At 72.0% G+C, this 16519-nt stretch carries 17 protein-coding genes; 8 read left to right on the top strand and 9 right to left on the bottom strand.

Annotated elements, in window-relative coordinates:
• Nucleotides 1-145 precede the first annotated feature (145 nt).
• The 5 genes from ACIQMJ_RS05715 to ACIQMJ_RS05695 all read right to left on the bottom strand — a co-directional run bounded on the left by ACIQMJ_RS05715 (nt 146) and on the right by ACIQMJ_RS05695 (nt 5943).
• A complete protein-coding gene (locus ACIQMJ_RS05715) occupies nt 146-604 on the bottom strand; it encodes a DUF2716 domain-containing protein (RefSeq protein WP_499759790.1) in 459 nt (152 codons plus the stop codon).
• A gap of 848 nt (nt 605-1452) precedes the next feature.
• Nucleotides 1453-2127, bottom strand: coding sequence for a hypothetical protein (locus ACIQMJ_RS05710; RefSeq protein ID WP_499759789.1), 675 nt, complete (start codon nt 2125-2127; stop codon nt 1453-1455).
• Between the two features lie 110 nt (nt 2128-2237).
• Complete coding sequence (locus tag ACIQMJ_RS05705; RefSeq protein ID WP_499759788.1) at nt 2238-4055, bottom strand: dynamin family protein; 1818 nt, start codon at nt 4053-4055, stop codon at nt 2238-2240.
• Complete coding sequence (grpE, locus tag ACIQMJ_RS05700; protein WP_499759787.1) at nt 4052-4429, bottom strand: nucleotide exchange factor GrpE; 378 nt, start codon at nt 4427-4429, stop codon at nt 4052-4054. Before grpE ends, ACIQMJ_RS05705 begins: the two co-directional genes overlap by 4 nt.
• The gene (locus ACIQMJ_RS05695) at nt 4426-5943 is read right to left on the bottom strand and encodes a dynamin family protein (RefSeq protein WP_499759786.1); all 1518 of its coding nucleotides are present in this window, start codon (nt 5941-5943) and stop codon (nt 4426-4428) included. The genes grpE and ACIQMJ_RS05695 overlap by 4 nt, the downstream gene beginning before the upstream one ends.
• 86 nt (nt 5944-6029) lie before the next feature.
• On the opposite strand from ACIQMJ_RS05695, the gene ACIQMJ_RS05690 reads away from it, so the two are divergent.
• The 3 genes from ACIQMJ_RS05690 to ACIQMJ_RS05680 all read left to right on the top strand — a co-directional run bounded on the left by ACIQMJ_RS05690 (nt 6030) and on the right by ACIQMJ_RS05680 (nt 8484).
• Nucleotides 6030-6515 (top strand): hypothetical protein, encoded by a 486-nt coding sequence (locus ACIQMJ_RS05690; RefSeq protein WP_499759785.1) that lies wholly within the window; start codon nt 6030-6032, stop codon nt 6513-6515.
• A 120-nt stretch (nt 6516-6635) separates the two neighbouring features.
• Nucleotides 6636-7799 carry a sensor histidine kinase gene (locus tag ACIQMJ_RS05685; RefSeq protein ID WP_499760255.1) on the top strand — a complete coding sequence of 388 codons (1164 nt, stop codon included), beginning with the start codon at nt 6636-6638 and terminating at the stop codon, nt 7797-7799.
• Between the two features lie 28 nt (nt 7800-7827).
• Nucleotides 7828-8484 (top strand): response regulator, encoded by a 657-nt coding sequence (locus ACIQMJ_RS05680; RefSeq protein WP_141979920.1) that lies wholly within the window; start codon nt 7828-7830, stop codon nt 8482-8484.
• Nucleotides 8485-8527: 43 nt separating this feature from the next.
• Here ACIQMJ_RS05680 and ACIQMJ_RS05675 read toward each other — a convergent pair whose 3' ends face one another.
• The 3 genes from ACIQMJ_RS05675 to ACIQMJ_RS05665 form a co-directional block, all read right to left on the bottom strand.
• The gene (locus ACIQMJ_RS05675; protein ID WP_499759784.1) at nt 8528-8674 is read right to left on the bottom strand and encodes a hypothetical protein; all 147 of its coding nucleotides are present in this window, start codon (nt 8672-8674) and stop codon (nt 8528-8530) included.
• A gap of 381 nt (nt 8675-9055) precedes the next feature.
• On the bottom strand, nt 9056-9967 hold the full coding sequence (locus tag ACIQMJ_RS05670) for an SDR family oxidoreductase (RefSeq protein ID WP_499759783.1): 912 nt from the start codon (nt 9965-9967) through the stop codon (nt 9056-9058).
• Nucleotides 9967-10539 carry a TetR/AcrR family transcriptional regulator gene (locus tag ACIQMJ_RS05665; RefSeq protein WP_499759782.1) on the bottom strand — a complete coding sequence of 191 codons (573 nt, stop codon included), beginning with the start codon at nt 10537-10539 and terminating at the stop codon, nt 9967-9969. The genes ACIQMJ_RS05670 and ACIQMJ_RS05665 overlap by 1 nt, the downstream gene beginning before the upstream one ends.
• A gap of 50 nt (nt 10540-10589) precedes the next feature.
• On the opposite strand from ACIQMJ_RS05665, the gene ACIQMJ_RS05660 reads away from it, so the two are divergent.
• The 4 genes from ACIQMJ_RS05660 (at nt 10590) to ACIQMJ_RS05645 (ending at nt 14426) form a co-directional block, all read left to right on the top strand.
• Nucleotides 10590-11384 (top strand): HAD family hydrolase, encoded by a 795-nt coding sequence (locus tag ACIQMJ_RS05660; protein WP_499759781.1) that lies wholly within the window; start codon nt 10590-10592, stop codon nt 11382-11384.
• 305 nt (nt 11385-11689) lie between these two features.
• The gene (locus tag ACIQMJ_RS05655) at nt 11690-12610 is read left to right on the top strand and encodes an ABC transporter ATP-binding protein (protein ID WP_499759780.1); all 921 of its coding nucleotides are present in this window, start codon (nt 11690-11692) and stop codon (nt 12608-12610) included.
• A 6-nt stretch (nt 12611-12616) separates the two neighbouring features.
• Complete coding sequence (locus ACIQMJ_RS05650) at nt 12617-13378, top strand: hypothetical protein (protein ID WP_499759779.1); 762 nt, start codon at nt 12617-12619, stop codon at nt 13376-13378.
• Between the two features lie 139 nt (nt 13379-13517).
• The gene (locus tag ACIQMJ_RS05645) at nt 13518-14426 is read left to right on the top strand and encodes an ABC transporter ATP-binding protein (protein ID WP_499759778.1); all 909 of its coding nucleotides are present in this window, start codon (nt 13518-13520) and stop codon (nt 14424-14426) included.
• 54 nt (nt 14427-14480) lie between these two features.
• On the opposite strand, the gene ACIQMJ_RS05640 is transcribed toward ACIQMJ_RS05645, so the two are convergent.
• The gene (locus ACIQMJ_RS05640; RefSeq protein ID WP_499759777.1) at nt 14481-15686 is read right to left on the bottom strand and encodes a S8 family serine peptidase; all 1206 of its coding nucleotides are present in this window, start codon (nt 15684-15686) and stop codon (nt 14481-14483) included.
• 230 nt (nt 15687-15916) lie between these two features.
• On the opposite strand from ACIQMJ_RS05640, the gene ACIQMJ_RS05635 reads away from it, so the two are divergent.
• The gene (locus tag ACIQMJ_RS05635; protein ID WP_499759776.1) at nt 15917-16513 is read left to right on the top strand and encodes a hypothetical protein; all 597 of its coding nucleotides are present in this window, start codon (nt 15917-15919) and stop codon (nt 16511-16513) included.
• Nucleotides 16514-16519 lie beyond the last annotated feature (6 nt).

Below are 16519 nucleotides of genomic sequence, written 5' to 3'. Positions count from 1 at the left end.
CCTGGGCTTTAGTCCACGGAATGCAAGGGCACCCCAGTGCGTCGATCGCCACACCGACGGGTGACCTGTTGGCGACTGGTGAGAGCGCTCCCACGGACCGGCGAAAGAATTGCTGCCCCCGAATTGCCCGTATTCCTCAACCGTTTCAGGAACGTCGGACGGGCAACCCGAGCAACTCGGTCAACCGCCGTTCCACTTGCGCCACAAGGGATTCACCGAAGACGCAGCGCGCGTGTTCCCAGGGATGGCCGAACGTGCCGAGGCGGAGATCGCGGGTGACGTACAGGTGGTAGTCGCCGTCCGGGTACGCGTGACCGGGCCACGGCGGTTGCCCCGACCGGCCGACGCGGTCGGGGTCGAAGCGGAAGCCCACGTGCTGCCGGTCGAGCCGGTACAGCGCCTCGTCGGTCGCGGCGCGCAGCCCGGCGGTGATCACGCTCTGCAGTTCGTCCAGCCCGTCCTCTCCGACGTTCAGGTGCCAGGTCACCGAACCGGGTGGTGCGGTGATGCCCGGGAAGGCGCTCGTGCTCGGCCGGAAGTCGAGCCGGCCGCGAACCGGGTCCCGGATTTCGTCGTCCTCCGGCTGGTCGAACAGCGGGACCACCGGGCGGGTCGCGGCGGGTGGGTGCGGCGGCGTCCAGTGGTGAGAGCGGGCGGTGGGCGGTGGCGACGTCGTGGAAGCCCGCCCCCAGCAGCACGTCGCGCAGCTCGCCGTCCGCTTCGGCGAAGAACGTCGTCCCCGGCTCCGCCCACCCCGCGCCCACGACCCGGCCGCCGTCGAGCACGACCTGGACGTTCGCGTCGTGGAACCGGCCCGGGTCGTCGACCTCCAGGTCGGTGAACGGCGTGCGGTGCCGGCCCCGGACCAGCCCGGCGCACCTCCGCAGGCAGGTCCTCATCCCGCAGCGGGCGGACGGCGGGGCCCGGGAGCGCGGTGATCTCGCGCGCGACCGGGACCGAACGCTCCCAACCCGGCGTGAACCCGCGGGTGAGCAGGTGCGCGGGGAGGTCGGGCGACTCGTGCGCGCAGGTCTTCCACTCGACCGGCTCGCTGCGCTCGGCGAAGTGCCGCCGTTGGCGGTTCACCATCCTTCACGCACTGCCGTCACGCCCTTGCACACGGAGGCGCGGCAGGCGAACACCGGAGCTGCCGGCTTGTCCTCCCGGGCCCTCACTGCCGAGCTGACCGGACGCGTTGTCCCCCACGCGATCACCTCACCGCCCGTCACCGCAAAAACCGGGGCATCAGCACTTCAGGCGAATGCCGCGCACCGGCGAAAGTCGGTGATGGCGATTATTTGGCACCAATCAGCGAGGAAATCCGGGACAGTATCCCGCAGGGGTGGTCACCGACCGGCGGGTCGGCACACTCGGTTCAGTGGTGGTGAGCACCCGGTCGGGTCGGCCGCGCGAGGCCGGGCACGGGCAGTGACCACCTGCGGGGGCGGTGGGTCAGTTCGGGCTGATCCACTGGCCGGTGACGGAGTCGATGCGGACCACGCCCGAGACGGTGACCTTCTCCTCCGACCACGCCTCGTCGCCGTCCGGCGCGTACTTGCCGTCCTCGCCGATGCGGCCGTGCTCGACCTGGGTCCACTCGTCGTCGCCGGTGTGCTTGGACACCGTGACCTCGCCGTCCTGGGTGATCTCGGTGGCCAGGTCGGCGCGGCCGTCGCCGTCGGCGTCGGTGAACAGCCAGGTGTCGCCGTCCTCGTCCTTGACCACGGCGGTGTCGGCGCGGCCGTCGCCGTCGGTGTCCTCGGTCGCGGGGCCGACGTTCTGGTCCGCGCCGTCCTCCATGTCGACGACGATGGCCTTGCCGGCGTTCGTGTTGGTCTGCTCGCCGCGGTCGTCCTGCGGGTCCACGGCGATCCACTCGCCGGAGTCCTCGTCGAACTCGGCCTGGCCCGTGAGCTCGCCGTCCGCGTCGAACGTGCTCATCAGGTCGGCTTCGCCGTCGCCGTCGGTGTCGCTGAACGCGAGGTGCCCGCCGTCGTCGGTCTCCACGACCGCGCTCTCGTCGACACCGTCCTGGTCGAGGTCGTAGGTCGCCTCGGCGGTGTACTCCTCGTCGCCGACCGTGACCTTCAGCTCGCCGTCGGCCGCGCCTGTCTCGTCGATGTACACCGTTCCCACCCTCCTGCGTCCTGTACGGGTAGGACTCACGTTATGCCCGATCGGTTCCGCCGGGGAAGTTCCGGTCCGGCCCGTGTCGCCGGGCGACCGCACGACCGAGGTCACGCACGGTCGCGCAGGGCCCTGATCCGGGCCAGCAGCTCGTCCACCTTCGTGCGACCGGCGGTCAGCTCGGCCAGGCGGCGCGTCACGGCCTGCAACGCCTTCGCCCGTTCGCCCGCCTCCATCCGCAGCGCCTTGTCCACCTCGCGCAGCTCCGCCTCGATCGCCTCGACCCGCTTGCCCAGCGCGTCGTCCAGCGCCAGCGAGAGCTGCTGCTCGGCCTCGATCAGCTGCTCGGCCACCAGCTGGTCCACAGTGGACCGGGCGTCCGCGATGGCGTCCGACAGCCACTGCTTGAGGTGCTGCTTGTCGGCCGAGTGCTTCCTGGTCCGGGCCATCCACCAGCCCGCGCCGAGGCCCAGGGCGATGGTCACCGGCAGCACGATCGGGTTCAGCGCCGCCACCCCGAGCCCGGCCAGCGGCAACGCGGCCAGCCGGCCCGCGCCCAGGCCGCCGGACACGCCCATGAACACCAGCAGCTTGTCCTCGGCGGTCGGCGCGCGCTTCTCCGGCGGGCGCAGCACCACCGGCGGCGTCACGCCGCGCGCGAACTGGCCCCGGATCACGGCCAGCTCCTCGGGCGAGAACAGGTCGGCCAGCGCCGAGTCGGCCACCCGGGACAGCCGCACCGCCAGCCCGGCGCTGATCCGGCCCGACACCAGCTGCAACGCCGTGTCGACCTCCTGCGGCAACGCCGCCAGCCGCTCGCGGTCGGCCGAGTCGATGGCCGTGCGGAACCACGTCTGCACGTCCCGCATCTGCCTGCTGACCTCGTGCGCGCCCTCCACCCGGGCCCGCTGCACCTCCCCGCGCAGCCGCACCTGCCAGCTGCGCGTCGACGAGCGGCGCTGCGAGTTCAGCTCGTCGCGCCGTCCCCGCAGCGTCTCGGCTTCCTCCTCGCCCGACGACAGCGCGCGCTTGTCGGCCTCGTTGCGCGCGATCAGCTCGTCCAGCACGGTCGCCAGCGCGCGCAGCCCGTTGGCCTCGCCGAGCATCGCCGCCCGGCCGACCACCAGCTCCTGCAACGCCTCCTGCAACGCCCCGATCCCGGACCGGTCGCGCAGCATCGCCGCCGCGTCCGGGTTCGGCGCCTTGGCCGCCAGCTCGAACATCCGCGACGACACCGGGTGGAACGTCGCACCGCGGAAGCGGGGCGCGTGCTCGGCCAGCAGCGCCTGGTCGGCCTCCAGCACCTGCCGCCAGCCCCGGTACTGGTCGACCTTGGTCAGCGCGAACACCACGGTCTCCACGCGCTCGCCGACCGTGCGCAGGAACTCCAGCTCACCGCGCGTGAACGGGGCCGAGGCGTCGACCACGAACAGCAGCGCGGTCGCGGTCGCGGCGGCCTCGGCGGCCAGCTCGCCGTGCGCGGAGTCGAGGCCGCCGACGCCGGGCGTGTCCACCACCGACAGCCGCTCCAGCAGCGGGATCGGGGCCTCGACCTCGACGTAGCGGGGCGGCAGCATGCCCTCGGGCAGCTCGTGCGCCGCGGACACCCAGTTCACGATCTCCGACCGCTCGAACGGCACCGGCGACATCGACCCGGCGTAGCAGGCCCGCGCCGACCACTGCTCGCCGTGCCGGAACACCAGGTAGGTCGCGGTGGCCACCTCGGCGTCCACCGGCGACAGGTTCGGCGTCGCCAGCAGGGCGTTGACCAGCGAGCTCTTGCCCCGGTTCGTCTCGCCGACCACCACCACCGACGCCGGACCGGCCTTGCGGGTCTCCACGAACGACGCGGCCGACGGGTCGAGCGAGCGGACCAGGGCGGTCAGCTTCTCCCTGGTCTGCCGGACGGTCTGCGGCAGGCTGCTCATCGCGCGGTGTAGACGGTGACGACGGGCGCGCGCAGCGTCCGGCCGCGATCGGCGAAGCCGACCACCTCGGTCTCGGCGACCACGCCGTCCAGCGACGCGTCGGGCGTCGGCACGGTGCCGCCCGCCTCGTGCCGCGACGGGTCGAACCGCTCGCCGTCGGGCCGCAACGCGGTCACGCCGATCGCCGCCAGGCCCTCTTCGAGCCGTTCCACCACCCCCGCGCTGCGGGCGCGGTCCAGCGCGTACAGGCAGAGCTGCACGAGGGCGCGCCGCTCGGCCAGCGCCTGGTCGAGCAGCTCGTCGGCGATGGTGGTCTCCAGCGTCGTCTCCACAGCGTGCTCGGACGCCGCGCCGCCCTGTTCCGTTCCGCTCATCGCCGTCCCCGCAGTTGTTGCCAGATCAGGAAATACGCCCGGTGCACCACGTGGGCCACGCGGCTCTGCGCGGGCGTCGCGCCGAACGACGCGAAGGAGCGCCACCAGCCGGCGCGCTCCAGCGCGTACGCCATGAGCTCGTGCGGCGGTCTGCCGCGCAAGCCGAGCTGCTCGGACACGTCCGGCGAGCTGCCGAACCGCAGCACCTCTTCCACCAGGTCGGTAGGCATCGCCACGGCCCCCGACGCGACCAGCGTCAACGCCTCCAGCAACCGCAACTGGTGCGCTTCCGGCTTGGCCAGCAGCACCTCGATCGCGTCGTGCACGCGCTGCCGCTCGTTCGGGTCGCCGGAGGCGGCGGCCAGCGACGTCACCGACGCCAGCGCCGCGGCGGCCTTGATGCCGTCGGCCCGCGACCGGAACACCGCGTTCAGCTTGGTCCGCACCCCGTCCAGCCCGGAGGCGTCGAGCAGCTTGCGGCGCAGCGCGCCCGCGGTGATGTTCGGCTCGGCGTCCAGGGCTTCGAGCGCCTTGCGGACGCCGTAAAGGTCCAGCTTCTCCAGCAGGCGGGTGCGGGTGCCGACGGGCACGTCGCACTCCCAGCCCACGAACAGGTCGGCCGAGATGAGCATGGTCTCGCGGGTCGCGTCGTCCAGCTCGGCCAGCTTGCGCAGCGCGTCGGCGTCGGCCGAGGTGAAGCCGCCGGTCTCGGTCGACTCGGCGACCAGGCCGATCACCGGCAGCACGTCCGCGACGCGCGGCTTGAGGGTGAGCGCCTGCCGCTCGGCCAGCAGCACGGCCGCCTGCCACGTGTCGCCGTTCGAGCCCTCGACGGTCTCCGCGGCGATCGTGTCGGCCTTGTTCAGCACCGCGATCGCGTTCACCGGGCCCGCTTCGCGGCTCGCGGTGGCGGCGGTGAACGCGGCCAGCGCCTGCTGGTCGTCCGCCCGCACGCCCTGCGTGACGACGTACAGCACGGCTTCGGCGCCGGCCACCGCGTTGCGCGACACCGGGTCCAGCTCACCGCCCAGCAGCGCCTCGGTGCGCGCCACCGACGCCGCGTCGAGCGAGCCCAGGCCGGGGGTGTCGATCACGGTCAGGTCCCGCAGCACCGCGTTGGTCAGGTACGCCTCGATGTGCGACACCCGCTCGACGTCCACGCCGAGGTCCGGCGGGATCGAGCCGTTCGCCTCGAACGGCAGCACCTGCTTGCGGCCGTCGGTGAACACCACCTCGATCCGGTCCACCGTGCCGTACTGGAAGCGGGTGACCAGCCGGGTGCACTCGCCCACGTCCGTGGGCGCGACGCGACGCCCGATCAGCGCGTTGACCAGCGTCGACTTGCCGGACTTGATCCGGCCCGCGACGGCGACCTGCAACGGCGCGGACAGCCGCCGCAGCACCTCGCGGAAGCCGGCCGCGGTGGCGGGCGAGACCTGGGGTTGCAGGCCGACGCAGAGGTTCGCGACCGCCGCCGAGAGCGGACCGGCGAGCTGCTTGGCCTGCGTCGTCACGCCGGAGATCGTGCCACGTGCGGGTGGCGCCCGGTTTGCGAACACGGCGACCGGGGTATTTCCGCGACCGACGAGGGAGGTCCGCCATGGAACAGGGATATGCGGTGTTCCTGCTGCTCGGCGTGGTGCTGGTGCTGATCGACGGTCAGATGATCTATCGCAGCGGCAAGGGCTACATGAGCCGGGCGTACGGGGACCCGGAGGCGGCCAGGTCGATGACCCGCCTGGCGACCGTGCTGTTCCACCTCGTGGTGCTCGGGCTGCTCGCCATCGTGTCGATCATCACGGTCCAGACCGGCGACCCGGTCAAGGACGTCGTGGTCAAGCTCGGCGTGATGCTGCTGGTCCTGGCGCTCGTGCACGCGGTGACCATGATGATCCTGGGCCGCATCCGCGACCGGCAGCTCCAGCAGCAGCTGGCCGACGAGATGGCCGAGGAGCACCGCCAGTACGAGCAGCAGCGGTCGGTGCCGCCGCAGACCCGGGTCGAGGCGGTGCGCGGGGCCCCCGCGCCGCGCGTGGAGACCGCCGAGCAGAAGATCGACCCGACGCAGATCAAGACCACCAGGTAGGACGGGGGCGGCGGACGTCCGCTCATCCGCCTGGAGGATTAGGCGAGGTCAGCCCGTGGCGCGACGCGCGGCTCCCCGACCGGTACCTAACCTGGTCACGTGCGGCGGCTGAGCCTGTGGATGCGAGCTCACCCGGTCTTCGGGGACTCCCTGATGGCCGGGTTGCTGCTCGTGTTCGACCTGGGCGTGCTGGGCGCCAACCAGTCCACCGTGCCGGGGTCCACGCTGCTGTTCGTCGGCGCGATGTTGATCGTGCCGGTGGTGTTCCGCCGCAAGTACCCGCTGGGCTCGTCCTACGTGATCCTGTTCGGCGGGGCGGTCCAGCTGCTCACCCACGGCGACCTGCAGATCGGGATGCCGATCCGGTTGGCGGACTTCGCGCTGGCCATCGCGCTGTACACGATGGTCGCCTACGTCGGCAGGCGGCAGGGCCTGCTCTACGCGATCTGGCTCGCGGTCGGCACGTTCGTGTGGGCCCTGTGGCCCATGGGCGCGGGTGTCGAGGCCGCGTTCATCGTGTTCGTGATCGCGGTGATCTTCGGGTTCAGCTGGGCGATGGGCGAGTTCGTCGGCGCTCGCCGCGCCTACAACCGGGAGCTGGAGCAGCGGCTCAAGCTGCTGGAGACCGAACGCGACCAGCAGGCCCGCATCGCGGTGGGCGAGGAGCGGTCGCGGATCGCGCGGGAGCTGCACGACGTGGTCGCGCACGCGGTGAGCGTGATGGTGGTGCAGGCCGACGGCGCGAGCTACGCGATCAGGACCAACCCGGACCTCGCCGAGGCCGCGGTGCGGACCATCGCCGACACCGGGCGGCAGGCGTTGACCGAGCTGCGGCGGCTGCTGGGCGTGCTGCGGTCGGAGGACCAGTCCGGCACGCAGTGGGTGCCCCAGCCGGACGCGGGCGACCTGCACGAGCTGGCCGAGAACTGCCGGGCCGCCGGGCTGCCGGTGCGGCTGGAGACCGCGGGCGAGCTGTCCGCGCTGCCCGCGGGCCTCGGGCTCGGCGTCTACCGGATCGTGCAGGAGGCGTTGACCAACACCCTCAAGCACGCGGGTTCCGGCGCCACCGCGACCGTCCGCGTCACGCAGGCGGCCGACCAGGTGGAGGTGGAGGTGGCCGACGACGGGTTCGGCACGCCCCACGACCTGGTCGCGGTGTCCGGCGGCAACGGGCTGATCGGCATGCGGGAACGCGCGGGCGTGCTCGGCGGCACGCTGGAGGCGGGCCCCAACCCCGGCGGCGGCTGGCGGGTCCGCGCCGTGCTGCCGCTGGTCCCGTCATAGGGTGCGGGTGTCTTACGGAAGGGACGGCGTGATCCGCGTACTGCTAGTGGACGACCAGGAGCTCATGCGGATGGGCTTCCGCATGGTGCTCGGCGCGCAAGAGGACGTCGACGTGGTCGGCGAGGCCGCCAACGGGCTCGACGCCGTGCAGCTCGCCGACCGGCTGCGGCCCGACGTGGTGCTGATGGACGTGCGCATGCCCGTGCTCGACGGGGTCGAGGCGACCAAGCGGATCGCCGAGGCGGGCACCGCGAAGGTGCTCGTGATGACCACGTTCGACCTGGACGAGTACGCGTTGTCGGCGTTGCGCAACGGCGCGTCCGGGTTCCTGCTCAAGGACACCCCGCCCGGTGACCTGGTGTCCGCGTTGCGCGCGGTGGCCAGCGGCGACGCGGTGGTGTCGCCGTCGGTGACCAAGCGGCTGCTGAGCCGGTTCCTCGGCGAGGGCGGCGGCGAGCTGCGGGACGCGGCGGTGCTGGAGGCGCTGACCGAGCGGGAGCGCGAGGTGCTGGTGCTGATCGCCAAGGGGCTGTCGAACACCGAGATCGCGCGCAAGCTGTTCCTGTCGGAGGCCACGGTGAAGACGCACGTGGGGCGCATCCTGGCCAAGCTCGACCTGCGCGACCGCGTGCAGGCCGTGGTGCTGGCGTACGAGACGGGGTTGGTCCGGCCCGGCGACGTCTGACCGGGCGGCTCGTGGCCGGGCCGGACGCCGGATCGGGGCGGGTTCACGGCAGGATCGGCTCGGTGTGGTGCGCCGGGTCCTGGGGGCAGGTCCACGACGCGACGCCGTCCAGCGGGCGCGCGGACAGCGGGTGCCGGTGCCCCGGGCAGGGCGGCGCCACCGGCATGCCCGACGTTGGGCTGGGCGGCACCGTTGCGCCACCAGCGCAGGCCGTCCTCGGCGCGCACGGCGGGCTGCGCCGCCAGTTCCTCCCGGTAGCGCTCGGCTTCGGCCCTGGCGACCGGCTCGTCGAAGGTGAGGGTGAGCACCGAGTTCGCGTTCACCTCCGCCGACGACCGGGATCTCCCGGACGGTGTCCGCGACCGGCGCCGGGGTGGCACCCGCCAGAGCAGGTGCCACCAACAGCGAACCGATACCGAGCACGATGACGCCGAATTTCGCGCGCATGCCGAGCAAAACCTTGCTGGACATTGTTCACCACCCCCTGTACGACACCCACCGATTCGGTGTCGCGCACACGAGGATTCCAGCGGAATTTCCGGTTGACGCGGGCCGTCGGCGGAACTGCTCGTCAGCGGTACTTCGACGCGTCCGCGGTCGCCGGGTCCACGCCCGCCTTGAAGACCTCCTCGAACCAGCGGCCCCAGTCCGGCCGCGACCCGTCCAGGTCGGTGAACCCGTACTCCCGCATCAGGGTCCACGACGCCAGCGCCTTGCCGGTGAACCGGTGGCGGTCCGGGTCGGCGGCCAGCGCCACCACGCCGCGACCGACGTAGTGCGGCGTCTCGGACATCGCGTAGTGCGGCTCCTTGGCGATCGCGTCGCGCCAGTTCTCCTCGGTGACGCCGAAGTGCTCCAGCATCTGCTCCGACCGCAGGAACCCGGGCGTGACGGCGACCGACGTGCCGCCGAACGCCTCCAGCTCCTTCGCCAGCACGGTGCCCAGCCGCCGGATCGCGACCTTCACCGAGTCGTAGGCCAGCGACCCGCTGTAGAACTCGTCGCTGTCGCCGTCGGTCACCTCGACCAGCAGGCCGCCGGGCCTGGCTACCAGCAGCGGCAGCAACCGGTGCAGCGCGACGAAGTGCGCCTCCAGGCTGTTGCGCCACATCCGCAGCTGGCGGTCCAGGTCCTGCTCCCAGAACACCTTGAACTCGGTGTCCGCCTCACCGCCCCACACGTCGTCCACCAGGACGTCCAGCCGCCCGTCCACTTCGGACTCGATGCGGGCGCGGAACGCGTCCACGTCCGACGGCACGGTGAAGTCGCACCGCACCGGGATGCCCCGGCCGCCCGCCGCCGTGACGAGCTCCGCGGTCTCCTCGATCGTCTCGTCCCGGTTGATCGGCGACCTCTGCTCGCGCGTCGACCGCCCACCGACGAACACCGTCGCACCCGCCGCGCCCAGCTCGACCGCGATGGCGCGCCCCGCACCCCGCGTCGCCCCCGTGACCGCCGCGACCTTGCCCTCCAACGACGCCATCATCTCCCCTTCCAAGCGTCCAACACCGCGTCCACGTCCTGCGCCAACCGGTCGGCCAGCTCGCCGCGCGGCCGGACCGACCAGTCCATCGACACGCCGTAGAGCAACCCGGTGAGCACCCGCGCCGCGCGTTCCGGCTCGGGACCGCGCGGGAGGTCCACCCGGCGGGTGAGCTCCAGCACGGTCCGCTCGGTCACCTCGTAGAGGTCGGCGAGCAGCGCGCGCAGCTCCGGGTCGATCAGGTCGACACCGAGCTGGGCCAGGTGGTTCTGCGCCTCGGCCGGGTCCGTCATGCCCTCGAACCAGGTCAGCAGCGCGGCCCGCAGGCCGTCGGCCGGGTCCGCTTCCGAGGCCGCCGCCGCGCGCATCCGCTGCACGTTCTCCGCGCTGGTCTGCCGCGTCAGGGCCTGGAGCAACCCGCTCTTCGAGCCGAACCGGCCGGCCACCGTGCCCACCGAGACGGCCGCCCGCTCGGCGACGTCCGCGACGGTGAACCCCGGTCCCTTGCGCGCGATCACCTCGGCCGCCGCGGCCAGCAACCGCTCGTCCGTGATCGTCTTCGGTCGTGCCACGGCATTATTGAATCACAGTTCAATAATGCTCGCCCAGTAGGGTGACGCCAGTGACCTGGAGACCACGCCTCATCGCCCTGGACATCGACGGCACCATCACCCCGGTCGGCCGCGAGGACGTCGCCCCGGCCGTGCGCGCGGCCATCGGGCGAGCCGTCGACCACGGCGCCCACGTCGTCCTCTCCACCGGCCGCAGCCTCGTCGGCACCCGGCCGATCGTCGACGACCTCGGCCTGCGCGGCACCACCGCGATCTGCTCCAACGGCGCGGTCTGGTGGGACACGACCACCCGCGAGGTGGTCCGCAAGGTCGAGTTCGACCCCGGGCCGTCGGTCGAGCGGCTGCGCGCCCTGCTGCCCGACGCGGTGTTCGCGGTCGAGCTGACCGGCGTGGGCAACCTCGCGTTCGGCCGGTTCCCGGACGGCGACCTGTGGGGCGAGGTGCGGCAGGTGTCCTGCGAGGAGCTGACCGCCACGCCGACGTCCCGGCTGGTCATGCGCTGGGTCGGCCGCACGCCCGAGGAGCTGGCGCTGCGCATGCTGGACATCGAGCTGCCGGGCGTGACGGCGTCGTGCGACCACAACGAGCCGTGGCTGACGTTGACGCCTCCCGGCGTGACCAAGGGCGCGGCGTTGGAGGACCTGCGGGCCAAGCTCGGCGTGCCCGAAGAGGACACCCTGGCCATCGGTGACGGCTCCAACGACGTGGCGATGCTGCGGTGGGCGGCGCACGGCGTGGCCATGGGTCAGGCCCCGGTCGCCGTGCAGGAGGTCGCCGACGCGGTCACCGGCACGGTCCTCGACGACGGCGCGGCCACCGTGCTGGACCGGTACTTCGGGGCCTAGGAGGCCCGCGGTCGATCCGTCGGCGCGGGCGTCCGCGTTCTGAGCGTTGAACTCGGGTGTTCCGAACGTGGGACACACGCGTTCTGGACGTAGGACTCGCGTGGTTTGTCCGGTTGTGGCCCTGAGGCGGGGGCGTGACGGCCTAGGGGACAACTCAGGGTGAACACGGATTACTACAACCGAGGTAGCGACCACGATAAGACTGAAGTCGCACGGACGAGTCAACTACAGACCGATGTGCGAGACCCGGCGGATCGGGCAGGGTTCAACCCGGTCCGGGGGATGTGTCGTCCAGGGGAGAAACCATGATCGAGGCTATCGGCCTCACCAAGCGCTACGGGAAGACGGTGGCGGTGGACGACTTGTCGTTCACCGTCGAGCCCGGTCGGGTCACCGGCTTCCTCGGCCCGAACGGGGCGGGCAAGTCCACCACCATGCGCATGATCCTCGGCCTCGACCGGCCGAGCGCGGGCAGGGTGCTGATCGAGGGCAAGCCGTACGCGCAGCTCGACCGCCCGCTGCGCACCGTCGGCGCGCTGCTCGACGCCAAGTGGGTGCACCCGAACCGGTCCGCCCGCGCGCACCTGCAGTGGCTGGCCAAGTCCAACGGCCTGCCCGACCGCCGGGTGGACGAGGTGCTCGACATGGTCGGCCTGGCCAAGGTCGCCAAGCGCCGCGCCGGCGGCTTCTCCCTGGGCATGTCCCAGCGGCTCGGCATCGCGGGCGCCCTGCTGGGCGACCCGAAGGTGCTGCTGTTCGACGAGCCGGTCAACGGCCTGGACCCCGAGGGCATCCTCTGGATCCGCCAGTTCATGCAGGGCCTGGCCGCCGAGGGCCGCACCGTGCTGGTGTCGAGCCACCTGCTGTCGGAGATGGCGCTGACCGCGCAGGACCTCGTGGTGATCGGCCGCGGCAAGCTCATCTCGCAGTCCAGCACCACCGAGTTCGTCGAGCGGTCCACCGAGAACACCGTGCGGGTGCGCAGCCCGCACGCGGACAAGCTGGGCGCGATGCTCGTCGACAAGGGCTTCACCGTCCGTGAGGACGCCGACGGTTCGCTCACCGTGTCGGGTGCGCTCAGTGACGAGATCGGGGACATCGCGGCGAGCGGCGGCGTGGTGCTGCACGAGCTGAGCCCGCAACGCGGTTCGCTCGAAGAGGCATTCATGCAGCTCACCGGCGATTCCGTCGAGTACCACGCCGAACTCGCCGAGACGGGGAAGTGACCACCGATGACTCTGCTCGCCGTTGAACGGATCAAGCTCTTCTCCACCCGCTCGCCGTGGTGGTGCATGCTGCTGGCGCTCGGGTTGACCGTCGGCATCACCGCGATCATCGCGGCGAACTGGTCGGGCTCGCCGATGCCCGTGCTGGGCGCGGTGTTCACCCACACGTTCGGGCTCTACGTGGTCATGGTGATGGCCGCGCTCGCGGTCACCACCGAGTACCGCTTCGGCACGATCAAGTCGACGTTCCAGGCGGTGCCGGACCGCGTGTCGCCGATGATCGCCAAGGCGGTCGTCGTGGTGCTGCTGTCGGGCCTGGTCGGCCTCGCCTCCGCGTTCGGCTCCTGGGGCCTGAGCTGGCTGCTCGCCGAGGACAACTCCGACCTGGCGCTGACCACCGCCAACGACTGGCGGCACGTCGCGGGCGTCGGCCTGGTGTTCGCGGCGGGCGCGCTGCTCGCCCTCGGCGTCGGCGCGCTGGTGCGGCAGACCGCGGGCGCGGTGTCGATCATCCTGGTGTTCGCGCTGGTGGTCGAGAGCGTGGTCGGGTTCATCCCGAACATCGGCGACGACATCCAGAAGTGGATGCCGTTCACCGTGGCCAGCAAGTTCATCTTCGGCGACCCGGACCCGGGCGCGATCCCGGAGGGCGCCGGGCCGCCCGCGATCGGCGAGCTGAGCCCGTGGGGTTCGTTCGGGTACTTCGCCGCCATCGCGCTGGTCGTCTACGTCATCTCGCTCGTCGTGGTGAAGCGACGGGACGCGTAGCGGGGAAGCCCACACCGCCGGCGTTCGGGCGCCGGCCGCGGGCACGGGGGAAAGGGGGAGCTCGGGTCACCTTCGGGGGGTGGCCCGAGCTCTTCTGCTCTAGGTTTCGCCACAAGCGTTAGATCGGACGGGAGATGTCATGATCGAAGCGACCGGCCTCACCAAGCACTACGGCAAGACCGTGGCCGTGGACGACCTGTCGTTCCGCGTGGAGCCGGGCCGGGTCACCGGTTTCCTCGGGCCCAACGGCGCGGGCAAGTCCACCACCATGCGGATGATCCTGGGCCTGGACAGCCCCACCCGCGGTCGCGTCACGGTGAAGGGGCAGGACTACCGGTCGCTGCGGGAGCCGCTGCGGGTGGTCGGGGCGCTGCTGGACGCGAAGTGGGTGCACCCGAACCGGTCGGCCCGCGCGCACCTGCTGTGGCTGGCCCGGTCCAACCGCATCCCGGCCGCGCGCGTGGACGAGGTGCTCGACATGGTCGGGCTGACGCAGGTCGCCAAGCGCCGCGCGGGCGGGTTCTCCCTGGGCATGTCGCAGCGCCTGGGCATCGCGGGCGCGTTGCTGGGCGACCCCGAGGTGCTGCTGTTCGACGAGCCGGTCAACGGCCTGGACCCCGAGGGCATCCTCTGGATCCGCCAGTTCATGCACCGGCTCGCCGACGAGGGCCGCACCGTCTTCGTCTCCAGCCACCTGCTGTCGGAGATGGCGCAGACCGCGCAGGAACTGATCGTGATCGGGCGCGGCAGGCTCATCGCGCAGACCAGCACCGAGCGGTTCATCGCCGACGCCACCGAGGACACCGTCCGCGTCCGCTCGCCGCAGCTGGACCGGCTGCGGGAGCTGCTGGACGGGCGGGCCCGGGTCGCCGAGGCCGCCGGGTCGGACGGCGCGCTCGTCGTGCACGGCGTCGAGCCCGCGTTCATCGGCGAGCTGGCCGCGTCCCACGGCATCACGCTGCACGAGTTGAGCCCGCAACTCGGTTCCCTGGAAGAAGCCTTCATGCAACTCACGAAGGAATCCGTGGAATACCACGCGGCCGACTGACCGATCGCCGCGACGGCGTTCGGGGTGAACGCATTCACCGTTCCGCGCCGAACGTCAGAACCGCTCGCCGCGCCAGAAGTCGTCGGTCGGCGGCGGGATTTCGGTGATGACCGGCACCGGCACGCGCCGGATTCGACTGCGCCGGGCCAGCAGCAGGCTCACCACCGCCACCACGGCACCCACCGCGGTCAACCCGCCGAACGCCACCAACAACCTCGTGCCGCCGTCCGCACCGGTCGGCGGCGCGGCCGATCGGCCTTCCACCGCTGTCGTCGGCGGCGGTTCGGCCGACGACGTGCGCGGTGGCGGCGCGAGCGGGTTGCGCTCCACCGGCGGCACCTCGGCGGTCAGCGCGGCCACCGGGTTGACCTGGCCGAACCCGGTCGCGTTGTCCCGGCCCGGGGCGAGCAGGTCGGTCGCGGTGGCGATGAGCCGGTTCACCACGTTGCCCGCGTCCAGGTCGGGGTAGCGGGCGCGCACCAGCGCCGCCGCGCCGGAGACCAGCGCCGTCGCCGCGCTCGTGCCGTCCACCTCCGCGTAGCCGGTGTCCACCACCTTCACCGGCACCGCGGTGACGATCCGCTTCGCGGGCGCGGCCAGCACCGTCTCCGGGCCGGTGTTGGACTCCGGCCACGGCCCGTTGCCCTCGACCGTGCCGGAGACCGCGATGACGCCCTTGATGTTGGCGGGCGCGCCCACGTGCTCGTCGCCGTCGTTGCCGGTGCCCGCGACCACCACGGCGTCGTGGTCGAACGCGTAGTTGACCGCCCGCAGCAGGTCCGGGGTGAGCGTGGCGAGCGAGGTGAGCGACAGGTTGATCACGTCGGCGCCGTGGTCGACGGCCCAGGTCACGCCCTCGGCGACGGACGCGGTGGTGAACTTGTCGCCGTCCGCGCCGACCGAGACCGGCAGGACCATCGCGCCCGGCGCCACGCCCAGCGCGCCGCCGTCCACCGCCCGGCCGGCGATCAGCGTCGCCATCGCGGTGCCGTGGCCGTCGTTGTCCTCGGTGCCGTCCGTGCCGGCGGCCGAGCCGAACCCGGCGCCCGGCAGCAGCGCCCCCGCGAGGTCGGGCCGGGTGTCGTCCACCCCCGAGTCGACCACCGCGACGACCACCCCGTCACCGCGCGTGGTGGCGTGCGCGGCCGGGATGCCGAGGGCGGCCAGGTGCCACTGCTGCTCCTCGATCGTCTGCGCGCGGGCCACCCCCGGGAACACCAGCGCGATCACCACGGCGACGACCGCCGCTCTCCCCGTCACCCAATTCCCCCTGTGCTCGGGATCACAGATATTCCATGTCGATGATGTTTCACAGTTCCGGATTCGGGCAACCGGAGTAAGCCTTTCGTTAAGACGTCGTGAACTCGGGCACAGCCCCATGACAAGCGCATCTGAACCGGGTCAGATGGAAAGCGCGAATCGTGAGGCAGGCACCTGCCCGCACGCGAATTCGGATACCCCCCGTCAAGGAACCCCCCGGAGGTGAACCCGTGACGGTGCTTGATCCGGACCTGAACGCCGACCACTCGGCGACCCGGTCCAAGGAGCCGCCCAGGTACAACATGCCCAGCCAACGCGACCACGCCCTCCGCGTCGAACCGATGTTGGCGTTGGAATGGTCGCACGCCATCGAAGCCGCGGGCGTGGTCGGTGTCGCCGACTCACCCGCGCAGACCCGTCGGGCTTGGATCCACAAGGCCGACGAGCAGCAAGTGCTCGCCATGTTCCGCGCGGTGGGCCCGGACGCACCCGCACCGTGGTGGTTGCGGGCCCTGGACCGGGGCCGGATCGCCTCGCGCGCGGCGGCGTTCGCCCTGGAGGACGAGGTGACCCGGTTGCTGGGCAGCCGACCGGGTTGGGTGTTCGTCCCCTGGACGACCGAGGGCGAGGTCGGCTACTGGGAGTTCGTGCCGTCCGAGAGCGGCGTGTACGGCCCCGCCGAGCCGACCACCGTGCAGTTCACCGACCGGCACCCCGGTTTCGTGGACCTGCTCCCCGCGCACCGGGGCCCCGGTCAGCGCCACCCCATCGAGTTCACCCCCGCCGAGCTGCGCGAGCAGATCGAGGACCTGGAGAACATCGCTTAGCGCACC

Source organism: Actinosynnema sp. NPDC091369 (genome assembly GCF_044757065.1).
In the GTDB taxonomy this organism is placed as follows: domain Bacteria; phylum Actinomycetota; class Actinomycetes; order Mycobacteriales; family Pseudonocardiaceae; genus Actinosynnema.
Note: the sequence above shows the minus strand (reverse complement) of the source record. Positions and strands in the feature narration are given on the sequence as shown.

Excerpts from the sequence above, each read along its gene's own strand:
- ACIQMJ_RS05685 (WP_499760255.1), top strand. The coding sequence starts at position 6,636 with ATGCGAGCTCACCCGGTCTTCGGGGACTCCCTGATGGCCGGGTTGCTG.
- ACIQMJ_RS05670 (WP_499759783.1), bottom strand. The coding sequence starts at position 9,967 with ATGGCGTCGTTGGAGGGCAAGGTCGCGGCGGTCACGGGGGCGACGCGG.
- ACIQMJ_RS05655 (WP_499759780.1), top strand. The coding sequence starts at position 11,690 with ATGATCGAGGCTATCGGCCTCACCAAGCGCTACGGGAAGACGGTGGCG.
- ACIQMJ_RS05650 (WP_499759779.1), top strand. The coding sequence starts at position 12,617 with ATGACTCTGCTCGCCGTTGAACGGATCAAGCTCTTCTCCACCCGCTCG.
- ACIQMJ_RS05690 (WP_499759785.1), top strand. The coding sequence starts at position 6,030 with ATGGAACAGGGATATGCGGTGTTCCTGCTGCTCGGCGTGGTGCTGGTG.
- ACIQMJ_RS05705 (WP_499759788.1), bottom strand. The coding sequence starts at position 4,055 with ATGAGCAGCCTGCCGCAGACCGTCCGGCAGACCAGGGAGAAGCTGACC.
- grpE (WP_499759787.1), bottom strand. The coding sequence starts at position 4,429 with ATGAGCGGAACGGAACAGGGCGGCGCGGCGTCCGAGCACGCTGTGGAG.
- ACIQMJ_RS05645 (WP_499759778.1), top strand. The coding sequence starts at position 13,518 with ATGATCGAAGCGACCGGCCTCACCAAGCACTACGGCAAGACCGTGGCC.